The sequence below is a fragment of the Candidatus Poribacteria bacterium genome (genome assembly GCA_021295715.1).
GTDB lineage: Bacteria > Poribacteria > WGA-4E > WGA-4E > WGA-3G > WGA-3G.
Genome location: JAGWBV010000023.1, coordinates 1 through 26,055 on the forward strand (window position 1 = coordinate 1; position 26,055 = coordinate 26,055).

Sequence of the window (26,055 nt, forward strand, 5' to 3'; positions counted from 1 at the left end):
AGAGGTATTTCTGTTTTACACCAAAAACATACTTATTCCTACTAAATTGACACCTATGGTGCGGTTTCTAACCGCACCGATCAATTATGGACTTTACTATAATGTCATATGGGAGATTCAATCAATGGCTTATAGCAATTTTACGCTGGAAGCAGTGGTGACGGGGTTTCAATTAGAAATCGTTGAATCCGCGGCACTCTTTGCTGAAATAGAAGCGGTAGTTCCAAGCCCCTATCTTACAGAAGTCCTAATGAAAAAGGTTCAGTTAGCTACCGCAATAGGGACAGAGAAGGCAAAGTCGGAACTGATTGTTGCTGATATTTTGTTTGAACTCCGTGAGCAATTCAATCATCGGATCAGTTTTTTTTCTGGCATTGAGTTCAGTGTTGATGAGGAAAGCGGATTAACCGGGGTATGCGATTTTTTGGTGAGCCTCTCACCCGTGCAGCATTTGTTACAGGCACCTGTCATCGTCCTTGTTGAGGCGAAAAAGGATGACCTGAAACTGGGTATGGGACAGTGTGTCGCCGAGATGCTCGCCGCCCAACGCTTTAATGCTGAAAGAGGAAATGATATCCCTTGCGTTTACGGAGCTTCCACGACAGGAATAGATTGGCTGTTCCTCAAGTTGGACGGAAAATGCCTGCACATTGATATGGTAACCTACGCGATTGAGCGGTGTGACAGAATCCTCGGTATCCTCTCCAGCATGGTCGCCCAAAAAGCATGAAACGAAAACAAGTGGATGTAACGAGACTTACGTTATGTGCAATTTCTTCTTGTGGGCTTCTGCCGAACCTATTACAATTTCTTTAGCACCTATCATATTATGCGGGGTAGGTGCTTTTTTCTTGCAACACCTTATGGATTTCGACCATCGCAAGCGTATCGAGTTTACAGTAAGTTCTCAAACGTCGATCCCATTCTTGCTTTTCGGTTTCACTGCTCGCACTGAGCATCAAATTCCAAACCGCTGGCGCGTCTCCGCCCTCTTGGATGTCTAAAGTCTTATAGGAAAGCGAAGGCACTAATACAGGAAGGACCGTCTTGAGGGATTTAGACCCACAGAAATCCGGGTGTTCGTAGTGTTTTCTGAGCACCGTTAACTGATCCCAGAGTCTTTTAATGATTGATCGAAGTGCCGAAGCGTATTCCGGAAAAGATTCAGCCAAACCTCTGAGTATCCGACGTTCGGTGGATAGATTGTAAACGACGATGGAACCTTGGTCGGAGATGTGCGCGAGCAGGGAGTGCAAGAGCGGCGGACGTGGATCGGTTGTATCAGGATGCAAGTATTCGTGATGTGTAACCACACCATCAGATTGAAGAATGTGACAACTGAACTGAAACGGAAATTCTTCGTATACCTTGAAACCGTTGAACCGTGGGACCACAGGTCTATCGGCTTCAAAGTCGAGAAAATGGATCGGATATTGCAAGTTTGCTAACGCTCGTCGAATTGCGGCTCTGTTGATGACTGGTCTGTTTTCGAGAACGCTGTCAACATAATTGCTTTGTGCCGGTGTCAACGGGAAATCGGTTGGGAGGTCGGAGAGACGAAAAATGCCACTCTCTGCCAGCAAAGTCGCTTCAGGATCTTTGATTTTCGGAATAGTAAAGACCGAATTTTTAGGCATAAACGCCCAACAGGGTGTCTTGAACGGGCATCTATAGGGTCGGTTACATAGATTTTTCCCAATCAGGACGCTCGGTTCAACATCGCTGTGGCGTATCGTATTGAACGTCCGTAGAGCGTCAGGGACTTCCTGTTCTAACACATTAACCTTATCCGTCACATCTTCAAAAACAAACAGATTGGACAAATCAGGATAGACGCACGCTTCGTTTAGGAGCAGCAATTGCGTCGCAGAGATCGGTACATCAGATGCATCCAATATGTGCTTTTGTAGAGCCAAGTTAAGGAGATATTCCTTTTTGATCTTCTTCGATGCTCTAAATTCAATGATGTGCCACCCTTTTTCGTTTTTTTGGAGAATATCGGATTGGACGAAAGCACCATTTGAATGGAAGGCAGCGTTGAAGATACAGGATTCGCCACGGCTTATTGCGGTTTCGGTTTGCCAGACGGCAACATCAGGCTCTTCAGCGTCAATGTACACACCCTCTGGGAATCCGGAGTAGACGAGGGTTTTTAACGCTTTGCGTTGCTCGAAAAGTCTCTGTTGGAACAAGGAGAAGGGCGGTGCTTTTTCGGGATGTTTTTCTTCATACCAGAGCCGTTTGAGACAATGGATGCCGTTCAAATACTTTGCTGTTGTGAGGTAGCTTGGCATTGATACGTTTGGGAATAATGAAGGTTGGGCGGGCACTAAACCCGCCTCTTAATTGTGTTTCGGCGATCTAACACGCAGAACGGAGTGCTCAGTTGAAATGCTGAGGGTGTGGAAAGGTTACAAAGATTACTTAGTACCCCAGCAATTCGATGCCTTCTTTATAGGTCGCTGCGGAATGTTGTAAAGAGCCGATTTCGTCATCCGTTAATTCGATCTCAATGATCTCTTCCACACCGTTTCCACCGAGTTTAATCGGAACACCGATATAGAGGTCGTCAATACCGTATTGTCCGGTGAGGTGTGCAGAGCAAGGGAGCAGCCGTTTCTTATCGAGGATGATAGCTTCTGCCATCTGTGCCAACGAGGCACCGGCGGCATAATAGCCACTCGTTTTAAGAAGGTTAACGATTTCAGCACCACCGTCGCGAGTCCGTTGTGCCATCGCTTCGATGCGGTCTTCCGGTATGAGTTGCGGGATCGGGATACCGTTGACGGTCGTATAACGTGGGAGCGGAACCATCGTGTCGCCGTGGCCACCGAGGACAAGCGCATGGATGTCTTCCATGGAGACACCGAGTTCGAGCGAGATGAAATAGCGGAACCGTGCCGAATCCAACACGCCTGCCTGTCCGACGACGCGATCGGATGGGAAGCCTGAGACCTTCCACGCATGGTAGGTCATGATATCGAGGGGATTCGTGAGCATCATGATAATGCAGTCTGGCGAATTTTTTACGACGTTCTCTGTGACGCTACCAACGATATTGGCGTTCGTTTGCAACAGATCTTCACGCGTCATTCCCGGTTTTCGTGGGGAACCTGATGTGATAATTACGAGATCGGAGCCTGCGGTTGCTGTGTAGTCCAGATCTCCGTCGATTGCAGCATCAAACATCTCTACGGGACCCATTTGTGCCATGTCCAATGCCTTACCTTGCGGGACACCGTCTACAATGTCTATCATGACGACATCCCCGAGTTGTTTTTGTGCGATCAGAAACGCCGCTGTTGCGCCGACGTTTCCCGCACCGATAACACTGATTTTTTTTCTTGCCACTTCTGCCTCCATTGTGAAAATGTATGATTTGTTATGCTTAGTTGACCATACTAAATTATACCCCAAAATTTGAAAATAATCAAGTTTCCTGTGTTTCCTGTAGAACGGATTGGTCAGCCATGAGGCGCGGGCTCCTATCGGAGGAATCGGGGACCAGGCCATCCGATTACGAAAGAGGATGCGGAAATGATACCGGCAACTATGAGGATATAAAACCACCAACGAACGGTACGAAACTTCGGATATATCACCTTTAAACAGTAATACCGATAATTTGCTAACCATATCACAATGCATTCAATGCCGCCCTCTATTATGCGATCGTAACTGTTACCTGAAATGAGACGAATAATGTAGACGCTTCCAAGAGATACAGCAGTGATGGCATACGCAAGTGTGAATCTATCTGATGTCCCAAAGGTGATAATCTGTTCCTTTAAGGCTGCCCTCCGTTCTTTTAAGACCTGGTTAGGTTTTTTGAAAATTTCTTTCTTCATCGTTTAATCGAGGGCTTTTGAAAAAAAAAGGCGAGGTGGATAACCTCGCCCTAAGAAATTACGGAATTAAGCATGCCGGGGTCCCATCGCAAGCGTAGGATCGTCCCCAAGGTTTTCAAGAAGCCATCCGCGCAGCGGCACATCGTCTTCCGAAGGGACGTAGCGTCCGTTGTTTCGGGTAGCGGCACCGAGCAGTTGTCGACGAATCGCATCGCACTTTTCATAGAGGGGTTCGACCGTCATCTCGTCTTTCGGACGGATCCAACGGTAGCCGTAGCCGTAGAAGAGTGCCTTTCGGGTCATTTGGGAGTTGTTTGGACTCCGCGAGTGCCAGAGGCGTCTGTCGAAGAGAACAGCGGTTCCGGGTTCCACACAGACCGGCATCGCGTCGTCAGGGATGTCCTCTGCGGTTGCTTCGCGTGGGTCGCGACTGATTTCGGACGTTGGAACAGTCATATCCGACTTTAGATGGCTGCCGGGGCGGATGTAGAAGTTACCACGTCCGGGTTCAGAGACATCTGTGAGGAAATATGCCACTTTCAAGGACAAACGCGGGCGTGGATCGGTTTCCAACTCGATGTTAACGCGTCCACTGTCTTGGTGCCATTCCAACCATCCTTCACCCTCTTCGGCATCGGGTGGGGCTGGCGGTTTAACGTGCATGTGGGCGTGGTATAGGTAGATATTCCATCCCAAAATTCCCCAGACTTTCGGTAACGTCGTGTGCAGATCAACGAGATTTAAGAGCGCGTCGTCGGCACCTAAGAAATCCGACCAACCCCAGTGTGAGTCGGGCTTTGCTCTACCTGTAGCGAGTGCTTTGTTGTGCAACGTGTCCACGGCGTGTATGAGTTGTTCCCGCATTTCAGTAGAGAGGGCGTTCGGGATGTATAGGTAGCCATTTTCTTCAAAATGAGTGCGCTCTTCTTCTGTAATTAGGTGAGGAAGATACTTCTCAGGCGAAGCTTCCATGCCCATCTTAAGAAGTTCTTTCATGATAAATCCTCCTGAGTTGCGCCGTTGCTTTTTCTAACGCGCGGGGCGCGTCTCTGCAAACATGGGACGGATTACCGGACAAACTCCGCGAGGAATTCGCGTGAGCGGCGCAGACCGTCCGATTCTGCTTCCCACGTTCGCCAATACCGGTAATCTTCAAGTTCTACGCTGACGATCCCATCAAAACCCTCGTCTTCTAAGCGTTGAACCACCCTCAACCAATCCACTATCCCGTCACCAGGGATCGTATAACGCCACCAATCTTCACCGAAACCGCGTGCAGATTGGAAACTCGGTCCCAAATTACCGTGTAGGTAGAGTGCTTCTTCGTCGAAGGCTGTGTCCTTCCCATGGACATGTTTGACGTAGGGCGCGAATTCGTTCAGGGCGCGGATATAGTCGATACCGATTCTGACGAGGTGTGATGGATCGTAGTTAAGTCCTAATCCCGGGGATGAACATTCTGCGAACATCGCACGCCACATCTCCGGTGTACAACCGAGGGCAGGATACGCGGGACCGGGACCGGGCCATCCCTCTACCGCGATCGTTACACCTTTAGAGGCGGCGAATTCGGCGATAGGTGGGATGGTTTGCTTCCAAATATCAAAGTTTTTTGCTCTGCCGAGACTGGCATCTTCTGGCACAAAGACACAGAACATAATATGGACATCGTTGTCAGCGGCGGCTTCGATGGCGGCTTTTGCTGCCGAAGCCCCGGCTCTCTGTTTAGATTTTTTTGCGCTGAGTAAGTCGCTGACACCCGGGAGATCCGCGCTCCCGATCACAAGACCGGCATCTCTTGCTGTTTGGACAATTTCGGGGGTCGTTTCTCCAATGTCAACGGCTTCAAACCCGTTATCCGCACACCATTTACAAAAATCTGCGAAAGGCAATTGTCGGGCTGTGCCCGGAATTCGTAATCCTATTTTCATATTTTTAACTATGGTCCTTTGAGCATCGCTTCACTATGTTTCTGGATGGTTTCTGGTTAAGTACGAAGGGGTTTCAGTGTAGGAAACTGTTGGTCGCCTACGCACGAAGAGGCACAACCTAACAGGTTATGCTACAATAGTCTCAAACCCGTAGCCCGTAATGTAATGGAGGGCGGATTTGAGAAAGGTACTTCAACGTCGAAACGTCCGTTGTTCCTCCGCAAGGTAAAATTAAAAATTAAAAACCCATGAGTCCGCAGCAGCGGCGACAGACGGGCATCGGTCCATCATTACTCACGGACTGTCGGAACTTCATCGCCTTCTGGTTGTTCCACATATCGACAACCTTGTCCGTTTTGATATTACCAATGATGTAGTCGTGATAATCGCGACAGAGGCTGACGTCACCGTTGCTATCGATCTCCATAGTCATGTAGATACTGACACACTGATTGTACCCAAAGGTCTGCTCGTGATCTGTGTAATAGCGTTGGATTTCGCCTTTTGTGTTGAGCCTCGGCATCATAATCGGTGGACAGCGTTTCTGTTCGTTGGAGAGGCTTTCCATCTCTTCAAAGCGATCCAAGATGACACCGTGATCAAAGTCCTTCCATGTCCCTATCCACCCGTAATGCGTTTGCGGTTTGAATCCGAAGCGTTTTTCAAACTCTTCTGTGTGTTCCTGCGCCGATTCGGAATCTATCCACCACGTCAAATAAAATATTTGCGCATCGGCATATTGACTCGTGAACTTATAGAGATCCACGACATAATCGATGTTATACATTGTGACGCAGCTCAGCGGGACAATATAAGGGAATGCGACATTCCGTTTCTCTTTTTCCGCATTGAGTGTTTCCAGCGCGGCTTTGACATCCTTGAAATTGTCATAGTTTTCAGAGACACCGGGACGCTGCGTGTTGTGGATCTCCTCATTCGGTCCATCAACGCTCAGATAGATAATTTTGCAGGTTTCCAAGATGTCATCGGCACGTCTTGCGATGTTGGTTGCGTTACTGACGAGTGATATCGGCATTCCGCGCGCTTTGATGTAGTGCATCAATTCGATGATACCCGGGTAAAGCATCGGTTCACCACCCCAGATGTACCAAACTGGGGACCAACCTTGGTCGACAATCTGATCGACGAGATTCTTGTAGACTTCGACAGGGACTTCGCGTTGTTTGAGATCTTTGAGAGATTCCCCGACAAGATAACCGTTATCTCCCCATTGTCCACAAGAATGGCAACGGAGGTTACACATGTCGGTAATGCGGAGGCTTACCAGTTCGATGGGGTCTCCTTTGCCGTGTTTCGCACCGAGCGGGTGCCGCCAGCTGAAACTTTCTTTGGCGAGTTGGTAACGCATGAACTTCCGCGAAGTCCCCCAATCCTCCGATATGGCGGTGGCGAGTTCGTTAACGAGAAATCTTGATGAGATTCGACTTCGTAGTGCCATCAATGCTCCTTTATGTTGTGACTATCGGCAGTTAGGTCGCTGTGCTTCCAGCAATTAGGTCGGATGGCTACGCGATCCTTTCAGCAATCTCTAACAGTTATTTGACGTGGATCAAATCCTCTGGTCTGACCGCCATTTTAAGATTTGTCTTCCGGTTTTACCAGTGTCAGTGCCGCAGAATTCATGCAGTAACGCATGCCTGTCGGTGGCGGTCCGTCGTTAAAGACGTGTCCGAGGTGTGCATCACACCGGCTACAGACGACTTCGGTGCGTGGCATGAAAAATATGCTACGGTCCGATTTCGTCTCAATGGATTCTGGGGAAACAGCGTCCCAAAAACTGGGCCACCCCGTTCCTGAATCGTACTTGGCTTCGGAACTAAAGAGCGGGCTTCCACAGCAGATACAGTGATAGGTGCCTTCCTCTTTGCTGTCGTGGTATTGCCCTGTAAAGGCGCGTTCTGTCCCCTTCTTCCGGGTTACCTTATATTCTTCTGGTGTGAGTTGTTCTTGCCATTCTTCTTCTGATTTAATAATTTTTTCGGCTTCTGCCATTTCTCCTTCCTCCATGAATGTAGTGAGTTTCCTACATCAATACTATACTACATTCTAAAAAAAAACGCAAATGTGTTTCAAAATCTTAACTTTAATCGTTGTTTTTCCGTCTGGACTTTACCGTCCCTAAAACCCGACATTTCGTTGCCGACAAAATTTCGTAGCGCACCCCACCCCAGGTAATTTTCCGCTGGAATACTGCATAGAGGGCGTTCAGGCCTCCGAGCAATAGCGAAACTGAAGCGACATAAGAGGTTACGCCAATTGTCTCCCGCATCTTCGGCATTTCGCGAAGCCATTTTGGTAGATTTTTGGCGTAGAGCCTGTAACCAAATGCTTCCAGAAACGGAATGAAGACAATCGGCAGAAACCCGTCACGATAAAATAGGAGTGGAATCATTCCAAACACACAGAGACTTTTCGGGAGAAGCACGATGAGGCTCGCGAGCCACTGCTTCCAAAGTCCCATGTGGAAGGTCATAATCATCTGGCGGTTCGTGAATTCCACAATTTGGCGCCATGTCCGATTGGTGGTGCGTGTAATTGCTACGCAATCTGGGACAAAATGCACCTTGTGTTTAACATCTTTCATTGCCAAAGTCGTATTGTGATCTTCGATGGTGGCTTCTTCCCAGCGTTGAAGGATGTGTGCCTTCTCAAGCATCTCGCGTCGAAAGGCGTTAGAACCGCCCCAGACCATTGAGAGCGGATGATCACCTTGGAAACTCATCTGGAAGTTTACCCAGATGGCTTCCACCAGAGATGCGATATTCCATGTTTGCGGGAAATAGAAACGTCCACCCACGGTTGTCCCTATTTCTGGTTCTTGAAGCGGGTTCACAAGCAGCGTTAGCCAATCTTCGCGGATACCAACATCGGCATCTACAAACGCTATGACTTCGATATCATCTGGGAGTTTTTCTATCGCTGTCATGAGGTTCTGCACCTTTTGTGAGCGTGGCAGTTTGTTATCAACGATATTCGGTGCTAACAACACGTGTGCATGCGGATGACCGTCAGCAATGTCGCACAGATATGGATAAGAGACATCGTGTCCTACGTCCGCTTTCTGATGTGTGACGAAGAAGACTTCATATTCACCCACATACGTTTGATACAAGAGTCCTTCGGCGTGTTCTGCTGTGTCGGCATCCCATCCATAGTGAGGCGCGATGATTGCCACCTTTGGGGTGTAAGTCGGTCGATCCGCCCTACGTTCGCGCCGAGCGTACCGAAAGGACCGGCTAATAATCAGCAGTTCGATAATAACGAAAAAGTAAGCGGTTGCGATAATATAGATCTGCATAGTGGTTGTTGGTTAACTGAAAACTATTGCGGCGTCCGAAGCCGTGTAAGTGTAGTTTTCAGTTTCGGAACGAGTTCCGCATTAAGCAGAAAGATTAAATTCGGTTCGTGTTGAAGCCGAGCGTAAAAACGCCCGGATGCCTCTGTCGGGTTTCCAACTTGCAAGGTATACACCTTCTGATTCCGCAATTCGATGGTAATTTGGAACTGCGGGGTGCTGAAGCCTGTCACCGCATCGGTGAGTGCGGGTTCGCTCCGAACATAAGTGTCTGCCATCAGATCATCGAGTTCGTAGATGATAGCGTTAACTTCTGCGTTGTTCGCCTCTTCTTTCACCGGCGAGGTGAGTCGCCAGTTCGTCCCGAGGCGTTGGCATGTCAGCGAATCTTCTCCGTGCAAAGTGAACCGAATCGCGTCGTCAATGTGGAAGTTGAGAATCTGTTTATCTCTTAACCATGCCGCACCGAGCGCAATCTTGTCGATTAAATCGCGTTCGACACGGGCGATTTGATTGGACGGCTCGGCTCTAACGTAGACGGTTCCGTCTTCGGTAGAGTCTCCAATATGTAACACCGCTGGTTTTTCTTCACCACGTTGCGTAAAGGCAACCTCAATTGACGGTGACGCTAAGCCGTAAAACGCAAGGTTTTTCGGAGGCGTGTCAACAAAAGCAGCAGCTTCGAGGGAATCTACGCCAAAAATCAGATCATCCACCACTTTCGCATCTGCCTTCACTTTTCCTGTCGGGGTTTGTAATTCCCATGTATTATCAGAGTTTTTGGTGCAGACAGTCGTCTCCTGATCCTGTTTGATTTGGATACGAATTGTATCCGTCCGTTGGAAGTCTATAATCCTTTTATCGCGCAGATCGAAAACAGATGTATTGAGAAGTCGATAGATGTCATTGCTGACGGTGTAGATGGCGTCTTGGTGAACGGATTTGACGTAGACGTGTCCCAGAGTCCCATTTTCTGGCGGGACTTCTGCACCGATGTTAAGCCCGTAGATGCTATTTCCATCTGTCAGTTTTATCTGGACGCGTGGCGTGTCTAACCCGGTCCTTTCTAACTCCGCTGGCGTATTCGCGTCTGCTTGGTCGGCTTCAAATGTTGACACCTGCAATGAACGCAATTCCGAAAGAAGATTCTCAATTTCTTGGGTGTCTGCTTTTGCTTCGATCGGATGCGTGACACGCCATGTCCCATCTCGCTTTTCGCAATTAAGGGTTGTATAGCCGTCAGCTTTCAGCAATCGGCTATCGGTAAGGAGGTTCTCTTTCTGACCGCTATTCCGCTGACCGCTGACCGCTGATCGCTGATCGCTATTCCGCCCTATATCTCTGGACGCAAGCTGAATCTTAGACACCGTTTCCGCGTTGAACTTAATAACCGACGGGTCGCGGAGGTCTGTCGGGGATTTCGTCAGATCGTCAAGCGCACTGGATTCGATCAAAAAGATATGTGCTTCGGATCTCTCTTTGACATAGACAGAAAAATGAATCGCTTTCTTACCGATAGAAAAGGTTACCGCTGGTGATGCCTGTTCTGTCCACAGCGAAAGTATGATGCTCGGTATATCCAGACCGTACTCTGCCAGCGTTGTTACCTCAAGCGTCTGCTTGATGCGTTTATTGAGTATGTCGTCTAACATTTGGTTCACTTTTTCACTGTCCGCATCTGCTTGAAAAGGGTTTTCCAATTGCCAGTTCCCAGACACACCTTTTACCAATTTCAGATCTTGGTATGCCTTATCCGCGAACATAACTTCCACCTGTTGGACCTTTTCTCGCGTTATACCGTAAACCTGATGGATCGGCGGTTTTTCACTTGTTGATGCGTTCTCTGGCGATTCCTGAAAAAATAGGAAATACGCGCCCGCAATGCCTCCGAGGAGAACTATAATGATAAGGGTCGTCCTGAAATTCACGCGTCCTCTCCTTTACGGCGTTGCCACCAAACGATAAGTCCAGCGAGAAAGACGGTTGAAGGTATCAGGAATACAGATGTTATTTGAACTAAACGTGTATCGTGAACGCGCATTTGGCGCAGCGTTTGCCCCTGTAAGTCGATAGGACGGATCGCGATGAGATCCTCTTCTAATGTAAGCCAATTGATTGTAGAGAGAAAGAGGTCGCGGTTTGCCTCTCGGAAAGCCGCATTCGCTGCGAAATCTGAGTCCCCAAAAACAACGATTCGCGTCGGACCGCGTGCGGCATTCCCATCGCTGTTTTGTTCGGCTTTTTTCTCAGCGGCAACGGCAACAGATACCGGGGGCGGCAGGTCTGTGCCGGGCGTGTAAGTAAACGATCCACTGAACGTGCCATCCGTGTCGCGTTGCTTTTCGCCCCAGCTGTCGTCTGTGCCACCAACGGTTTTGGCAAGCGATTTGACGCTGAGGTGCGAGACGCTATCTGCTATCGGTGTGACAGAGCGGGTCACAGGAAATGCGACAGGATCTCTCATCGCACGCGTAATCTCGTGCAGTTCAAACCCTGGGACCGGTGCGCGGGGTCCGAACAGCGGTACGAACTGGGTCTCGTCGATGACAATATCATTTCCGATCGCGATTCCCCATCTCCTCATGAGTCGAACGAGTCCTCTGTTTGCATCTTCTGCGGAGGCTAACGACGGATCGAGCATCAAGAACAATTTTCCATTACGCCTTAAGTATTTCGCCACTATGTTAATTTCATTAGCCGTCAAGGCGGTTTTTGGACCGGCGATGACAAGCAATTCACAATCCGCTGGAATGTCCGGTTCTGTCAAGAGCGAAAGGGAAAACGCCGCATAGTTCTGATTCTCTAACTCCGTCCGAACTTCACTATATCCGTCATTATTGAAATCACCGATTTCATGTTCTTTGTGACCCACAAGGAAGTAAACCTTTTTCGTCTCCTCTCGGATGAGTTTAAGAATCGCACTCGTGAATTTCTGTTCCTCAACCGCTCCGACTTTTTCGTATCGGTCCTCGCTATCGAAAATGATTGTCCCATCGTATCGCAGTTGATATCTGGTGCTCAGTTGGAGGTCGATGTAAGGATTTTTAAATGAAAAGGTTAAAAGTTCAGTTTCACGCTGGTACAATTCTAATATATCTTTCGCACGAGCCGCTGACTGTGAGGTTTCGTCGCTGAAAAACGCTATGACCCGGATTTCCTTTTTAAGGTCTTTGAGAACGGTCTGCGTTTGTTCCGAAAGCGTGTAAAGCTGCAACTTTGTTAAATCTATCTGTTTATCAAACTGACGGACAACAATAGCATTGACAAAAACCACAATGCCGATAACTCCAACGATACTTAAAGCGACGTTCGCTCCGTAACGCGCTTGGCGGCTGATGAAGAAATTCCTAAAATCAGTGAATCGTAAGCATGCGAAAATGCCGAGTGAGATCAGCGCGAGCAAGAGGCAGATCCAAAAAACGAGCCTCGCTTGAAAGAGCCAACTGGCGATCGCAATGAAACTGAAAATTAGCGTTAGGAAACCGAGGAGCGGACCTGTCACCCTTTTGTTGGCTTCCATGTTCTACCTCCACTTTGATGATTCAATCGACTTGAACGTCGCAAATAAGCAGACACATGTGAAACTGACGTAGTAAATAACGTCTTTCAAAAGGATGATACCGCGTGAGAAATCTCGGTAGTGTTCAGGAAGCGACAGGTAACTCAGGAATTTCGTTATCGGTCCACCGCGGGCTGAGAGTGAACCGATCACCCATAATGTTATGAGGATGCCAAAACTTGTCAACGCCGCGACGAGTTGGTTTTTACACATTGACGACATCAGCAAACCTAATGCCAGAAAGGAGGAACTGATGAGGAGGATACCGAGATAACCGCTGATGAGGAGTCCGCCGTCCAAATAACCGAAGCGTTGGGTCAGGAGTGGAAACAGAAGCGTTAAGCCAAGCATAATAAGGACCAATGTGCAACTCGCCAAAAATTTGCCGAGAACCACTTGTCCGTCTGTGATTGGGGAGGTAAGAAGGAGTTCAATCGTTCCCGATTTCCGTTCTTCCGCAAAGAGTTTCATTGTCAGCACTGGCGTAAAAAAGAGTAAAACAATCGCCATGTTACCGAAGAGTGTTTCCATCACATATCCACCGGTTCCGCCGACGTTGCTGGCACTGATGAGCAGGATGGAGAACAGGAACCCCGAAATCGCTGTAAAGACAAAGCAGACGAAATAGGCGATCGGTGAAACGAAATAGGTATAGAGTTCTTTTGTGCAAACGGCAAAAATATTTCTCATTATTTTTCTTGCATCGCCACGCGTGGAGATAGGCAATTAGGGCGTTAGCGGTTTTCGCTTAAGGTCCGCACGCGCCGTTGTTGCATACTACTGGCATTTTTTTCTATGCACCTCTCGCAAATTGTTTCCGAACTTTTCCAACGAAGAAGGGACCGAGGGATTCGATGTATTTCGTGGTCTGCTCCGTTTGACGCATATCCTGTATCAAGCGCGATAACGGATGTAGATCGGGACCAACCAATCCAATAACGAATTCGTTGTCGTTTGTATCTAATCCGAAACATGCGAGTCGGATGTCACTGGCGTATCCACCCGCGGCGTAACTACGACCGAGCAAGGCGTGTTCGCCTAAGATTCGACCCCGCTCACGGTATTCGAGACGATAGAACTCAGATTTTCGGCGCAGTGGATACCAAATCGCCCACGGAAACTCAGGATTGAGAACGTTTTGGAGGGGTCTGTTGAGGAGCCACTCTTCCAGATTCGGTTCTCTGCCACTTGAATACGTTCGACCTGTCATCGTCATTTCTGGACGATATGCGAGTTTCGGCGCGTCCTGTGCTTTTACGAGTAGGGCGCGTGACTCTGCCATTAACACCGCTGGGTCTTCTGCAATGAACAGCACACCGATCCCTGTCGGATGGTTTAAATCGTCGTATAGGACCGCGTTGAGACTTCCTTTCTCAAGTATTTTAACGAGAAGTCTGTGATCATAGCATTCTTTAAAGATGTGCAGTTGAAAGAACAAACGTCGGTCGCTCACCTGCAGTTTTCCGTCGATGGGCGCGCCGACTTCTTGGATATCCGGTGGTTCAGGACGTTGTGGCTTCTTCTGTTCGGTATTCATAAATTTAGGGTGAATCCAAAAAAATAGACATTTCAATGGGCTGTTAGAACGATGGTGCTCTACCACCGCTGGCGAGGTTTCCTAACCTCGCCGTTACTAAGTTCCAATTAATCCAAAATCTACCATATAATGGTTTTTCGCTTTATGACTGATGGCTGACGGCTGATCGCCGACTGCTATATTCAACGCTTTGTCGTGTACGACTCGCGAATCCACTCTTCGAGCACCTGATCGGGATTTTCCAAAACAGCCTTTGGGAAAGTGAATGTGGATTGTCCTGTGTTCTGTTTAATTAGGTTTAACCCGTGCTGGTAGCTGCCGAGGAGTTGGTCGCAGACCTGCTGGACTGTTTGTGCGTCTGCAATCGCACGTTCACAAATAAGCGCAGTTGCCTCATCGTCGAACTGAATTTGCAGTTGATGTTCTGCGTAGAACTGTGCTTCATACCGGCGAACCTGTTCATACATCACTGTCCTGTGGTTGTAGTCGGCGTCTCCGATGATTCGCTTGAGTTCCACATCAGGCGCATCGACAACTTCAGTGGTGACAACAAATTCCTCGACACCCGTGGACGGAAGTTCAAATTTATAGTTGCGCAGAACCTTTTCGCAGACCGTCATTAAAGCACGCGCTCCTGTTTTTTGCGCAATCGCTTTTTCGGCGATTCTTCGTAAACCGCAGTCTGAAAACAGGGTCGTGATGCCATACGCGCGAAACGCGTTTTCATATTGTCGGATAATGGAGCCTTCGGAGTGTTTCAGGATATAGAAAAGGTCATCTACGCCGAGTTCCGTACAAATGACGTGTACAGGCAGGCGTCCGATAAATTCGGGTTCAAAGCCGAAGTCGATGAAGTCTTTCGGTGTAACGTTCTCGAAATACTGGGTCGTATCGTCGGTTTGGCTGGTAATCTCAGCGTTGAAGCCGATTTTGTTTTGATGCATACGGTTCTTGATAATATCTACCATACCCGTGAACGCACCACTGATGATGAAAAGGATATGCCGTGTATTGATAACCTCTTTCTCGACCTTGCCGCTTTTCTGGAATTCCATAGCGGCACGCATCTGCGAGGCGACATCGTTTCCGCTACGCAGATCGACTTCGGTTTCCTCCATCAATTTGAGGAGCCCAATCTGCACGCCACGTCCACTCACATCGCGTCCCATAATATTTGGCGGTGTCGAGATTTTGTCGGCTTCGTCGAGATAGATGATGCCGTATTGCGCCAATTCGAGGTTATCTTCGGCTTGGGTTACCAACTCACGGATGAGGTCGTCAACGTTCGCACCGACGTAACCTGTTTCACTGAATCGGGTCGCATCCGCTTTGACGAACGGCACGCCGATGAGTTTGGCGATGTGTCGGATGAGGTAGGTCTTACCGACGCCGGTCGGTCCGAGCATGACGATGTTCTGTTTGGAGTAATCAGCCTCCGCAGCATCTGGATTTTCGTGGCATTCTCGGACGTGATTGTAGTGGTCACAGACAGCGATCGCGAGTGCCTTCTTTGCCTCGTCTTGTTTAATCACATATCGGTCGAGGTATTGTTTAATCTCCTTCGGTTTGAGGTCGAACTTCAGATCGAAGGTTTTTTTCGGCTCAGGTGCTTCTTCTTCTGCTTCAGACGACAGATCATCTGCAGATGCGTTAATTAAACGGACGCTCCCGCCGTATTTCTGTTGAACGAATTCTTGGAATTCCTTTTCAATTTCTTCGGGTGTGGGTACCTTCTTATTTGTGCTCATGACTATATACTACCTATCTTCTGTAGGAGGGAACTCCGATTCCCGACTCTCCTTCTAAAATGGGAAACCGAACCTAATTTAAACGGACCTACCCGCGAGTTCACGGCGGACAATTTCAGTACCGGCTACCATCGTTTTCAGTTTCGCGGCAGCTGCCCATCGTGCTGTTTGACTGAATCCACAATCCGGCGTGATGGACAGTTTTTCGGGACGCACGTGCTTGAGTGCTGCGCGCAGCAATGTCGCCACATCCTCCGGTGTTTCTACATAGTAGTTTTTGACATCGATAAGCCCAGCGGCGAGTTCTTTATCGTTCGGAAACTCGCTCCACAATCCGATTTCTGCCAATTCTCGGTTTGCGAATTCCAATGCGAGTTGATCGAAAGCTGCGTCTAAAATATACGGAAAAAGCGGACGATACGAGCGTTTCCCGACAGCTCTGCCGCGGTAGTTCCCGAAACAGATGTGCAGTCCGATCTTTGCAGAGACACCTTCAACGGTGTGATTGAACAGTTTAACGAACGCTTCAGGACGATCGGGATAAACGGCGTAAGAGGGTTCATCTAACTGGATGAATTCTGCACCAGCGGCGGCGAGTTGGCGGAGCTCTGTATTGATAATCTCCGCGCAGGCGTAAGCGACTTCGAGACGTTCTTTATAAATACCACCCGTCTGGATGCGTCCAGAGAGAGTGAACGGACCGGGACATGTCACCTTAAGCGGTTTCGTCGTTTCGTTCTTCGCGAACTCAAATTCCGCGAGGATACCGAGACCATCGGGAGCCGCGAGCGGGACAGAGGGCAACCATTTACCGCGTTGATCGTGTCCGTCGGGTCCCTGTGTTCTGGGTGCTGGAAGTTCTTCTAACCCGGTGAGCCGTTCATAGAAACCGAGCACGAAGTCTTGTCGGCGCATCTCACCCTCTGTGATGATGTCAACGCCGGCGCGTTCTTGATCGGAGATAGCAGTGCGGACTGCGTCGTCGAAGGTCTCGTTAATATCGGTTTCACCGAGTTCTCCGCGTCCGATTGCCTCTAACGTAACGCACAGCCAACTCGGTGGCGCATAACTTCCGATAGTGCTGGTGGGTATCAAAATGTCCGTATTTTTCATTTGTTTGTAGGTTTACCGTTGCCATCGTTTGATGCGGTTATGTTGAAACTATGAGAAAAACGCCTTTATCGCACCGCCGACACCAACCGCGGCGGCAATTCGGAAGAGCCAATTCATGAGCGTTTTCTAAAAAGTTGTCACTGCTTTTTTGCCAGCGACGGCTTCCTCCACTTTTCGTAATCGATCCTCCAAACCATGTATATCCGCCAAGAGGCGTGCCTCCGAAGATTTTATATCTTCCCGCAGCAACTGAAACATATCCAGCGTCGTGATTTTTTCGTCGTTCATTGTGAGCCTCCTTTAGAACCCCCAACGTTTGCATAGAAGAACGGCGGCATCGTCAAGGCGACCACATCGTCTTCCCCAGAGATTTCACGCGCCATCGCGAGTGCATCGTCTAAGTTTTTCGCCCAGTCAACACCAAGCCGTTGTGCAACTCTCGGTTCCTTCGGACCGACGAGGATTACCTTCGCGAGGTATTTCAGCGGATATGTTGCCCAATACCAGACAGTGAACGGATGGAAACCGTGATGCGCAAACCTGTTCCGATAGCAATCGATAAAATACTCGTCTTTTGCGTATTTTTCCTGAAACTTCTGCTGCATCTCAAAAGGTTCTGTCGTTTCGGCGAGGACTTCATCATAAAATTGTTTATAGGCGACGTGATACTCGTCGTGAAAGATCTCGTAGGTCGGGTTCATGATGATAACGACACCGTTCTTTTTGATGATGGGTTTGTTATAGAACCAATTGAAGACGTAGCCTAAAACATCGCTCACCACCAAAACCGGGTTGATACGCGCATCAACGGCGTAGGGACTCATATCGGGAAGTCCGAATACCAGCGTGCTGAATTGGCGTGGAATATCTATTGCCAACTGATCCTTCATTGACACTAACGTTTTCGCATGGACTGCATCGATGTCGCCTGCGTTGATTTGTATCGGTTCGTAGTCCGTTTGGACGCTCTTGAGTATCTTGTAACGCAACGATTCAGGCAGCAGCGATAGCGTCGCCGGTGTGAAGGTTTTCAGCACCCTCTCTGCGATGTTGCAGTCGCGGTTCGGTTTCCCGACGTAGCGCAGATGAAACGGATAAATCGCGCCATTCATCGCCGCTTCGAGTACCAAGATGGGTGTCTCTTTCTGAATCAGACGACTCATCCGCTCGATACAGGCGTGCATGTGCGAACCTTCAGGTTGCATGACGTGCGGGCTTTCCGATGTCATGTGCGGCGAGTGGTGCGGTGCAATGGAGTTATACGTCCCAAGACCCACCGCGACAGATTTATGCCCACCGTTGAGCGGGATCTGTATCATATCAACATAAATCACCAGATCGGATTCAAGGACTGCCTTATCCGTCTCAACGGTTTCGTCTTTTTCTGTCTGCCCTACCTGAACAATCTGTTCTGCATCCTCAGCATCGAAGTTTCGGAGTTGATGCGGATAAAACTCGTCCATGATGTCTTTTCCGAGCATATAGGCGAGTTCGTGTTCTTTCATCTTTCGATGCAACGCAACAGCGCACATCAGTTGGATGTTCTTTTTCTCCACGCCGTAGCTATAGAGCATCTTCAGAAGCGTCTCGGTCATGATCTGCCGCATATCCGGCTTTTTGGTGGCGGGGAAAGGTTGGCAGTTATCATCGAACAGGATAAGCACCTTTGAGTTGCCGTTAACGAGTTCGCGTAACGAGGGCATCTCAAGTGGGTTTTCAAATGCGCGCTGTGTATGTTCGCTCAGTGCGGCGCGCTTGATTCCCGGTAGCGGAGGTTTCGCGTAGTAAACCTCTGAATTGTCCGGCAATTTCGCGTTGATGAGATGATTTCCGAAGTAGGTGAAGTATTTCATTTATACGGGATAACTCGCTTCTTGAGACGGTTTCAGTCTATGTTTTTACGGCTTGCAATCACCAATCTATTTTACCATAATTTGTGGGAGTGTGCAAATTTTTTATCAAAGTTTCCGAGTCTAAAACCCCTTGCTTCAGCTGGGGGATACAGACTCGCCCTTTTGGAAAGGACCAAAGTGTTCATTTTTTCCTTGACGTTTGGCGAAAAATATGGTATAATAGCCTTACATCGTGGCGGTGGATTCTACCTCCTGCTTGGGAGTGCCACCGCACCGTTTAGAAGCGGTATCATGATGTAAAGAAAAACACGATGTATACCACAAACTATAAACTTTTCCGTGCGCCACGTAATCGGAATCTGAAACGAAAGACGTGGATTGCACACACAATATGGAACTACTTTCTCGGTTGGCAACGCACACGATATTCTCTTGGGCTATCGTATTTATCCTACAAAGAGATGTCGCAAGCGTTCACGATTCTGCGTAAGTCACATCCAGAGATGTTTGCACAGTGGCGTGAGTTAGATTCATGGGCAGCACGCCAAGTTTTAAAACGTCTTGATGAAGGTTACCAGCGGTTCTTTAGGAAAATCGCGAAACGCCCTCCAAAATTCAGATCGGTTCGTAAACCTTACTCGTTCACAATGTGTCCATCTGGATACAAGTTTGATACGCCTATAGCGGGGGATAAAGGATTTGGAATCTATAGCGATCGCGTGTCTATCATGGGAAAAACTTACCGATTTAATCTCAGTCGCCCTATATTTGGCAATATCAAAACTGTTACTATCAAAGAAGATGCACTTGGCGATTTTTACATGTCTATTGTTACGGATCATATTCAGTCCCATCTCAAGCCAATGACGGGTAATGCTGCGGGGTTTGATATGGGCATGAAAACAATGCTGACCTGCTCCAACGGTAAACACCATCCATCGCCTCATTTTCAGATCGAGTCTATGGATAAAGTTAGAGCCACGAATCGCCAATTGTCCAGAAAACAACGTGGAAGCAATAATAGAGAACGCGCCCGCCAACACCATGCCCGTATACACCGCAAGATTACAAGGCAACGCGAAGATCACCAGTGGAAACTCGCCCTTGAACTTGTGCGTCGGTTTGATGTTCTGTTCTTTGAGACGTTGAACCTTGACGGCATGAAACGCCTTTGGGGACGAAAAGTGTCTGACATCGGATTCTTCGCATTCTTGCAGAAACTCAAGTGGCAAGCAAAGAAACGTGGTAAGCGTGTTGAATTTATTGATCAATGGCAACCGACAACTTCCGTCTGCCATATATGCGACAGACGCATTTCGCTTGAGTTGAGGGATAGAACATGGACATGTAGACATTGCCATACCTATCATGACCGCGATATTAATGCGGCTATTAACATTCTTCAGGTTGGGGCATCAACCTTTGGAGTAGAAAACGTTAGACTTGCGATAGCAGGCGGTTCTTAATGATACCAGAATCTCCCATGCTTTAGCAGGGAGAGTATGTCAACAGATTTAGACATTTCTACTATAGCTGCTATGAGCAAATCGCGTGCCAGTCTGGGTAGGTATTCCACTGGTATTTGGGGCAAAAATTGTACCGAATAGGGCAAATCTCATTCCAGATTGCACGAGGTGGGGCAGTTTCAAAGTCTCGTAGGTTGGGTAGAGTGTAGCGAAACCCAACACTTTACACGATCCATGCCTGCTATTTTTATAGACGCACACTGGATCAACCCGGCAATAGACGATACCCAATGCCCGTAAAGAGTCCAACAACGATCCAGATACCGCCGATGAAGCATTCTCCTAATATAATGCCTAACACGAAAGGACGGAGTTTGCGATAGAGGGTGACGCCGCCGAATTTCAGGACGGTGTATTTGAAAAGCCAACCGATGAAGAATGAACCCCAAAAACAGAAGGTCGCATAACTCGTCATCAGGAGAGAGCCGATCGGATGTAGTTTCCACCAGAGGTAGTGGTGTCGCATCCAGAGCATCCCGAACATCGTGGCACCGCCGAAGATGAACGAACCGAGCCGTTCCAACTCAATGCCACTTGGGTTTTGGAGGATGCTGGTAAGTCGGTTAAATGGGACGGTCGTGGAGATCATGTAGGTCCAGTGTTGCAAGTTCACCGCGCCGTGCGTGTAGGCAAGGTCTAAGGACGTGTAGTAAGAGACACCCATCGCCAAGACGATCGCGATCCCCATCGCAAGTAGGAACGGACGCTGCTTGAGGCGCAGCGGTTCTGCGAGTTTGAAGTTGTTCATGATTCCCGGCATGAGGATCTCCCGCATATCGAACATCAAGACCCGTTCATACGAGACCAACGTCCAGCTCGGGGCGTTCACACGAGAACTACCAAACAACGTAATCAGGAATTCACCGGGGAGGTAAGAGTAGATGATAAACAACAAACCGCCGTTCGCAACCATCCACGTTCCGACCGTCGTTATGGCGAGGAAAATCCCCAGCATAACAAGTGCGACCCACACACTCATCCCTGCCATGCGACATATCAGCGTAAGTAGCAGGATACCGACGATTAAACCACCGACCGCCCAAACGTAAGGTAGCGGTTCGTTTGTGTCATCTGCCTGTTTCCCAAAGATGGTAGCGAATGCACGTCCGAAGTGGCGTTTGCCGATAAAGAGGATAAATCCGATAAAGACGAGCAGTGCACCCATCTGTTGATTCTGGTGGAAGTTCCACTGATTCACTTTCGAGCCTGTTGCGTAGATAAGCACCGTCTCCATCTTTCCGAGTAGGAAGAAGAACCAGAAACTAAACGATATCTCAAGGGTCAGTAGATAGACGATGGCAACAATTGAGGGATAGATAAACAGATGCACCGTGGGCCACCATCCAAGTGCAGATAGCGGTTTTTCGGTGAAGAATTGGGCAATCGGGAAATCGAGGGGCGGTCTCGGAAAGGCTGGGAAATACGAGTTCAGTCCTCTCAAGCCGTGCAATATGACAGGCAGCATGAAACCGAACCACATCAGCCGCGATTTGAAGAACCGATTCAGAAGGGTACCCCCTGACGGAGATTGGAACATCTCCTGCGGCAATTGAACGATCGGAAACGTGAAGCGTTCGTGTTCTACCCACTGTTTTCGGAGAAGTACCGTCCAGCAGATGGTAACGAAATAGAAAATCAGGACAAACGCACTCCATCCGACAATCGGTTTCAGCCATGCTCGCCACGGGATCGAATCGCCATCGGGTAATTTCTCATAAAAATAGAAGACGGCTTTTGGGTCTTTCACGACCATCCAATCTGGAAGGTGCTGATGAAAAAGGGTAATCCACTCGTTTTCGGCGGTTGCGAAGTAGTGTGGACTGACAGCGAGTGGAACGAGGTATCGCATCAGACCTGAGGAAGGAATGCCTGATGCAACCACCATCATTCCCCAGATAATGAGGAGTTCGCCACCTTGCAATTCGGTGCCGGGTTTCAGTTTCTTGAGGAGGACGTTAATGCTGAGGACGAAAATCAGCATGACAAAGACAACGGCGATCGGTAAGTGATTTCCCGCAAGGTAGGTGCCACCGACGTGGAAATCGTTATAGGGAGTGGCGAAGCATTGGCATATCACGCCTCCCATACCGATAAGCACACTCCGCAGTGTAAGTCCAGTGTGAGCAAGATGGGTGGTTTGCTGAAAATTCTGAGAGGTGGTGGGGGATGTCATAGGAGGTGTATGTCATTTTACCGTAAATCAAAAGCCGTTTTCACGGTCGCTGTTTTTCCTGTGTTCAAGGCAGTCTGGATAGCACGTTTGTAATCTCGCAGTGGAAAGAGCGTGCTGACCAGTGGACGCAAATGGGATTTCATTTTTTGGAGGAGACGCATACCGAGTGTGAAGGTATGGACCTGTTCTCCGTTATGCGTTTCGAGTCCGTACGTATAGGCACCCGTTACGCGCAACTGCTTATACCAGATTGAAGTCCAGTCAACGTTTTTCGGGACCCCCGGCATACCGACCAAGATGACCTCGCCTCCCGCTCGGGTAAAACGGAGCGCGTCGTCTATTGTGACGCTGGAGCCGATACAATCGAAGGTAACATCCACACCACCCAGTAATACCTGTTGTCCTAATTCAGGTTGATACGATTTTGCCCCTGTGAGTTCACAGAACGCCGCATACCGATCACTATTCGGTGATAACACATCATCCGCGCCGAGTTCCCTCGCCAATTGCTGTTGGTGCGGATATTTGGCGAAAATGCTAATTCTGTTGCGATGTCCAAGGACCCGAAGTGCCGCAACGGTGAGCAGTCCGATAGTCCCGCCGCCGATGACACAGATAGTCGCTGTTCTGTTGGACGGAATTTTCAGAACGCCGTGTAGCGCGCAGGCAAAGGGTTCGAGGAGCACCGCCGTTTCGTCCGAAATACCGTCAGGAACGAGATGGAGTTGCGACTGATGCGCGAGAACATATTGGCTCCATCCGCCCCCTGTATCGCGGCAATAACCTGTTTGAACCCCTTCAGAGATGTCGCCTTTTATGATGTTTTCGCAGTTGGCAAAACGTTGATTTCGGCATTGGGAACACGGCGGCGAGATTCCTCTCACGGGACACGACAGTGCCGGTTCGATCACCACCCGTGTCCCAACAGAGAACCCCTCCACAGCATCGCCTATCTCCGCGATTTCACCGACGATTTCATGTCCTAATACAAAAGGCGTTGACGTGAACGGCGAGAAATAGGGACTCCCTTTCGCAGTGATTGTTGCCAAATCGGAGCCACAAATGCCGCTGAGTCGGGTTCTGACTTTGACCCATTCAGGTGTTGGCAGTTGTGGCTCCGGAATATCAACGAGACGCGTGCAGGAAAATGGAGACGTATAAAGACTTCGCCACCGTTTCCCAAGATAGCGCATCGCCAAATAACGAGGGATGCTTTTGGTATATTGAATAGCTTCCACTATGTTGTTTCCAAGGAGGTCGCGATTTTACCCGTAGGTTGGGTTGAGCGGTGCCCCATAAAAGAGTGGTAACGAAAAGACACTTTCAAGGTCACATTCGGCTTAAAACTCCCGAAAAACAAGTGAAACCCAACGCTTACAATTCCCCGCACACTAATGCGGTGCCGTAATATTCAAAGATTTCTTAAGGACCGCTATCAAATGTGACACGTCTGTAGATGTGCCGTAACGGTAACTCACACCCTATAGAGATAAGCGGCATTACATCGTCAAGTCCCCGGAATTCTGTTGCCATCCACTCAGGTTCTTGACGACAATACTGCACGACTTCTGCTCTGTCTTGTGAAATCAGAATGTATTCCTGCAAAGTGTCAATCTGGCGATAGTGCACGAATTTCTCGTCTCTGTCATACGTTTCAGTGGAGGCTGAAAGCACCTCTACAATGAGTGTCGGATTCACGAGTGTGTCAAAGGTATTATCCTCAGCCCGTGGTTCTCCGCAAACAACCACAATATCCGGGTAAAAGTAGGATGCCGTTTGACTAACTTTCACACGTAGATCACCTGTAGAGGCGACTTCACAGTCGCTATCCATCAATTGGCGGCTAAGATAGATCGTTGTATCTAACGTGATGAAATTGTGTGCGAAACTGGCACCTGCCATCGCGATTGTCTCTCCATTCACATATTCGTTTTTTGTTATCGCCTTACGTTCCAATTCGAGGTATGTTTCAGGAGTTAAGTGAGTCGGTGCTGCTGGAGTTGCCATCTGACTGTCTCCTTTGCCGGTGTTTTTACCTGAACGAAAGGCGGGACGATAGAGAACGCCCGCCTACAGATAAATGACTTAGGACTTACGCATTGCCTCTTAAAGTCCCCCTGATAAGGGGCGGGGAATGCCATAAGGCATTCATACCGTTGATTCTTTAGGAGGTTTAAAGGACGAAAATTACCGCTTTTTACGTCTAAATGTCCGATATTTGCTTAATTTGCGTAAGTCCTATGACTTATGCATTTGCTTCGGACTGATAGTACGCCATCAGGATCTCCGCAACTTCAGGGCGCGCAATTTCCGGGGGCAGCGGTTCACCCGCCGCGAGAATCTCACGCTGCCTTGTGCCAGAGACGTTGAAATAATCGTCGCCACCGTGCGGGCAGTCGCGCATCATCACGATCTCATTGCACTTTTTGCACCAGACTGTGAAGTCGCCACGGAAGATACCGATCTCTAAGGCATCTTCGGGGATTGTGTCGAAGACCTCTTGTGCCTCGAACGCACCGTAGTAATCGCCTGCACCCGCGTGATCCCGTCCGACGATGAAGTGTGATGCACCACAGTTCTGACGGAAAACGGCATGGAGCAGTGCTTCCCGCGGTCCAGCGTAAAGCATATCGAATCCGTAGCCGGTGATGGAGACGGTGTTTTCGGGGAAGTAGTGTTGCACCATCGCACGGATAGAGGCATCGCGAACGGCGGCAGGAATGTCGCCCGGTTTTAACTTGCCGAGGAGCATGTGGATCAGGACACCGTCGGCGTTGACTTCCTTTTGTGCAATCTTACAGAGTTCCTCGTGGGCACGGTGCATCGGGTTCCGCGTCTGGAAAGCGACGACTGTATCCCAGCCACGCGCCGCGATGTCCTCGCGAATTTCAACCGCTGTGCGGAACGTATCAGGGAAATCCTCGCGGAAGTAAGAATAGTTCAGGACGTCAATCGGACCGGAGAGAACGTTGTCTCCGACATCCGAGAAAGCGGGGACACCTGGGTGTTCAGGGTCGGTCGTTCCGAAGGTCTTTTCAATGAGAAGTTGTTTCTGTTCTGTTGAGAGTGTCTCGATAGCCGAAACCTTCATAACAGCGAGTGGCGGATTGCCTTCAACGTTCGGATCGCGTAGGGCAATTCTGTCGGCGTTCTTTACGGCATCCGTGAGTTGTTCCGATGAAACGATGTTCATCACGGGGACGGGCCAGAAGAGTCCGTTTGACAGTTGCATATTTGTTGCGACGCTTGTCGCTTCAGCGATGTTCATATAACCCGTAAGCGGTGTAAAGTACCCTGACGCGAGCATAACGGCTGATGCGGCGGCACCTGACGAGATCAGGACAGACGGAAGTTGCTCCGCTTCTTTGGTGAGCTCAGCACGTTGTGCATCATCCGAAACGTAAAGCGGGTTTAAGGTTTCGGCTCCATGTGGTTTAATCATTCAATCAAT

21 protein-coding genes are annotated in these 26,055 nt (G+C 48.9%); 2 read left to right on the forward strand and 19 right to left on the reverse strand.

Annotated features, from left to right (window positions below; translation table 11 throughout):
• The first annotated feature begins 124 nt into the window (after positions 1-124).
• Positions 125-730 carry a hypothetical protein gene (locus J4G07_07865; GenBank protein MCE2413903.1) on the forward strand — a complete coding sequence of 202 codons (606 nt, stop codon included), beginning with the start codon at positions 125-127 and terminating at the stop codon, positions 728-730.
• Between the two features lie 97 nt (positions 731-827).
• Here J4G07_07865 and J4G07_07870 read toward each other — a convergent pair whose 3' ends face one another.
• From J4G07_07870 to J4G07_07940, 15 genes are all read right to left on the reverse strand, one after another.
• Positions 828-2,294 carry a DUF2779 domain-containing protein gene (locus J4G07_07870; GenBank protein ID MCE2413904.1) on the reverse strand — a complete coding sequence of 489 codons (1,467 nt, stop codon included), beginning with the start codon at positions 2,292-2,294 and terminating at the stop codon, positions 828-830.
• Positions 2,295-2,424: 130 nt separating this feature from the next.
• Positions 2,425-3,363, reverse strand: a complete 939-nt coding sequence (mdh, locus tag J4G07_07875) for a malate dehydrogenase (GenBank protein ID MCE2413905.1) — start codon at positions 3,361-3,363, stop codon at positions 2,425-2,427.
• Between the two features lie 551 nt (positions 3,364-3,914).
• Positions 3,915-4,820 (reverse strand): phytanoyl-CoA dioxygenase family protein, encoded by a 906-nt coding sequence (locus J4G07_07880; GenBank protein ID MCE2413906.1) that lies wholly within the window; start codon positions 4,818-4,820, stop codon positions 3,915-3,917.
• 95 nt (positions 4,821-4,915) lie between these two features.
• The gene (locus tag J4G07_07885; protein MCE2413907.1) at positions 4,916-5,779 is read right to left on the reverse strand and encodes a sugar phosphate isomerase/epimerase; all 864 of its coding nucleotides are present in this window, start codon (positions 5,777-5,779) and stop codon (positions 4,916-4,918) included.
• Between the two features lie 238 nt (positions 5,780-6,017).
• Positions 6,018-7,238 (reverse strand): radical SAM protein, encoded by a 1,221-nt coding sequence (locus J4G07_07890; GenBank protein ID MCE2413908.1) that lies wholly within the window; start codon positions 7,236-7,238, stop codon positions 6,018-6,020.
• 137 nt (positions 7,239-7,375) lie between these two features.
• Positions 7,376-7,792: a peptide-methionine (R)-S-oxide reductase MsrB gene (gene msrB, locus J4G07_07895; GenBank protein MCE2413909.1), complete on the reverse strand. Its 417-nt coding sequence runs from the start codon at positions 7,790-7,792 to the stop codon at positions 7,376-7,378.
• A 91-nt stretch (positions 7,793-7,883) separates the two neighbouring features.
• Positions 7,884-9,098, reverse strand: a complete 1,215-nt coding sequence (locus J4G07_07900; GenBank protein MCE2413910.1) for a glycosyltransferase family 2 protein — start codon at positions 9,096-9,098, stop codon at positions 7,884-7,886.
• A gap of 23 nt (positions 9,099-9,121) precedes the next feature.
• Positions 9,122-11,023, reverse strand: a complete 1,902-nt coding sequence (locus J4G07_07905; protein MCE2413911.1) for a DUF4340 domain-containing protein — start codon at positions 11,021-11,023, stop codon at positions 9,122-9,124.
• Complete coding sequence (locus J4G07_07910) at positions 11,020-12,615, reverse strand: GldG family protein (protein ID MCE2413912.1); 1,596 nt, start codon at positions 12,613-12,615, stop codon at positions 11,020-11,022. Before J4G07_07910 ends, J4G07_07905 begins: the two co-directional genes overlap by 4 nt.
• A 3-nt stretch (positions 12,616-12,618) precedes the next feature.
• Positions 12,619-13,344 (reverse strand): ABC transporter permease subunit, encoded by a 726-nt coding sequence (locus tag J4G07_07915; GenBank protein ID MCE2413913.1) that lies wholly within the window; start codon positions 13,342-13,344, stop codon positions 12,619-12,621.
• A gap of 103 nt (positions 13,345-13,447) precedes the next feature.
• Positions 13,448-14,191, reverse strand: coding sequence for a chlorite dismutase family protein (locus tag J4G07_07920; GenBank protein ID MCE2413914.1), 744 nt, complete (start codon positions 14,189-14,191; stop codon positions 13,448-13,450).
• 182 nt (positions 14,192-14,373) lie between these two features.
• The gene (locus J4G07_07925; GenBank protein MCE2413915.1) at positions 14,374-15,939 is read right to left on the reverse strand and encodes an AAA family ATPase; all 1,566 of its coding nucleotides are present in this window, start codon (positions 15,937-15,939) and stop codon (positions 14,374-14,376) included.
• A gap of 78 nt (positions 15,940-16,017) precedes the next feature.
• Entirely contained in the window at positions 16,018-17,052 is a 1,035-nt protein-coding gene (locus tag J4G07_07930) for a methionine synthase (protein MCE2413916.1), read from the reverse strand.
• 126 nt (positions 17,053-17,178) lie between these two features.
• Entirely contained in the window at positions 17,179-17,340 is a 162-nt protein-coding gene (locus J4G07_07935) for a hypothetical protein (protein MCE2413917.1), read from the reverse strand.
• Entirely contained in the window at positions 17,337-18,905 is a 1,569-nt protein-coding gene (locus tag J4G07_07940) for a DUF2088 domain-containing protein (protein ID MCE2413918.1), read from the reverse strand. Before J4G07_07940 ends, J4G07_07935 begins: the two co-directional genes overlap by 4 nt.
• A gap of 311 nt (positions 18,906-19,216) precedes the next feature.
• Here J4G07_07940 and J4G07_07945 point away from each other — a divergent pair, with 311 nt between their 5' ends.
• A complete protein-coding gene (locus tag J4G07_07945) occupies positions 19,217-20,371 on the forward strand; it encodes a transposase (protein MCE2413919.1) in 1,155 nt (384 codons plus the stop codon).
• 265 nt (positions 20,372-20,636) lie between these two features.
• Here J4G07_07945 and J4G07_07950 read toward each other — a convergent pair whose 3' ends face one another.
• The 4 genes from J4G07_07950 to sat form a co-directional block, all read right to left on the reverse strand.
• Complete coding sequence (locus J4G07_07950; GenBank protein ID MCE2413920.1) at positions 20,637-22,604, reverse strand: hypothetical protein; 1,968 nt, start codon at positions 22,602-22,604, stop codon at positions 20,637-20,639.
• Between the two features lie 17 nt (positions 22,605-22,621).
• On the reverse strand, positions 22,622-23,842 hold the full coding sequence (locus J4G07_07955; GenBank protein ID MCE2413921.1) for an alcohol dehydrogenase catalytic domain-containing protein: 1,221 nt from the start codon (positions 23,840-23,842) through the stop codon (positions 22,622-22,624).
• Positions 23,843-24,026: 184 nt separating this feature from the next.
• Entirely contained in the window at positions 24,027-24,611 is a 585-nt protein-coding gene (locus J4G07_07960) for a Uma2 family endonuclease (GenBank protein ID MCE2413922.1), read from the reverse strand.
• 238 nt (positions 24,612-24,849) lie between these two features.
• Positions 24,850-26,046 carry a sulfate adenylyltransferase gene (sat, locus tag J4G07_07965; protein ID MCE2413923.1) on the reverse strand — a complete coding sequence of 399 codons (1,197 nt, stop codon included), beginning with the start codon at positions 26,044-26,046 and terminating at the stop codon, positions 24,850-24,852.
• Between the last annotated feature and the right edge of the window lie 9 nt (positions 26,047-26,055).

Coding starts and splice junctions, on each gene's coding strand:
- J4G07_07865 (MCE2413903.1), top strand. CDS start 125: ATGGCTTATAGCAATTTTACGCTGGAAGCAGTGGTGACGGGGTTTCAA.
- J4G07_07870 (MCE2413904.1), bottom strand. CDS start 2,294: ATGCCAAGCTACCTCACAACAGCAAAGTATTTGAACGGCATCCATTGT.
- mdh (MCE2413905.1), bottom strand. CDS start 3,363: ATGGAGGCAGAAGTGGCAAGAAAAAAAATCAGTGTTATCGGTGCGGGA.
- J4G07_07880 (MCE2413906.1), bottom strand. CDS start 4,820: ATGGAAGCTTCGCCTGAGAAGTATCTTCCTCACCTAATTACAGAAGAA.
- J4G07_07885 (MCE2413907.1), bottom strand. CDS start 5,779: ATGAAAATAGGATTACGAATTCCGGGCACAGCCCGACAATTGCCTTTC.
- J4G07_07890 (MCE2413908.1), bottom strand. CDS start 7,238: ATGGCACTACGAAGTCGAATCTCATCAAGATTTCTCGTTAACGAACTC.
- msrB (MCE2413909.1), bottom strand. CDS start 7,792: ATGGCAGAAGCCGAAAAAATTATTAAATCAGAAGAAGAATGGCAAGAA.
- J4G07_07900 (MCE2413910.1), bottom strand. CDS start 9,098: ATGCAGATCTATATTATCGCAACCGCTTACTTTTTCGTTATTATCGAA.
- J4G07_07910 (MCE2413912.1), bottom strand. CDS start 12,615: ATGGAAGCCAACAAAAGGGTGACAGGTCCGCTCCTCGGTTTCCTAACG.
- J4G07_07915 (MCE2413913.1), bottom strand. CDS start 13,344: ATGAGAAATATTTTTGCCGTTTGCACAAAAGAACTCTATACCTATTTC.
- J4G07_07920 (MCE2413914.1), bottom strand. CDS start 14,191: ATGAATACCGAACAGAAGAAGCCACAACGTCCTGAACCACCGGATATC.
- J4G07_07925 (MCE2413915.1), bottom strand. CDS start 15,939: ATGAGCACAAATAAGAAGGTACCCACACCCGAAGAAATTGAAAAGGAA.
- J4G07_07930 (MCE2413916.1), bottom strand. CDS start 17,052: ATGAAAAATACGGACATTTTGATACCCACCAGCACTATCGGAAGTTAT.
- J4G07_07935 (MCE2413917.1), bottom strand. CDS start 17,340: ATGAACGACGAAAAAATCACGACGCTGGATATGTTTCAGTTGCTGCGG.
- J4G07_07940 (MCE2413918.1), bottom strand. CDS start 18,905: ATGAAATACTTCACCTACTTCGGAAATCATCTCATCAACGCGAAATTG.
- J4G07_07945 (MCE2413919.1), top strand. CDS start 19,217: ATGTATACCACAAACTATAAACTTTTCCGTGCGCCACGTAATCGGAAT.
- J4G07_07950 (MCE2413920.1), bottom strand. CDS start 22,604: ATGACATCCCCCACCACCTCTCAGAATTTTCAGCAAACCACCCATCTT.
- J4G07_07960 (MCE2413922.1), bottom strand. CDS start 24,611: ATGGCAACTCCAGCAGCACCGACTCACTTAACTCCTGAAACATACCTC.
- sat (MCE2413923.1), bottom strand. CDS start 26,046: ATGATTAAACCACATGGAGCCGAAACCTTAAACCCGCTTTACGTTTCG.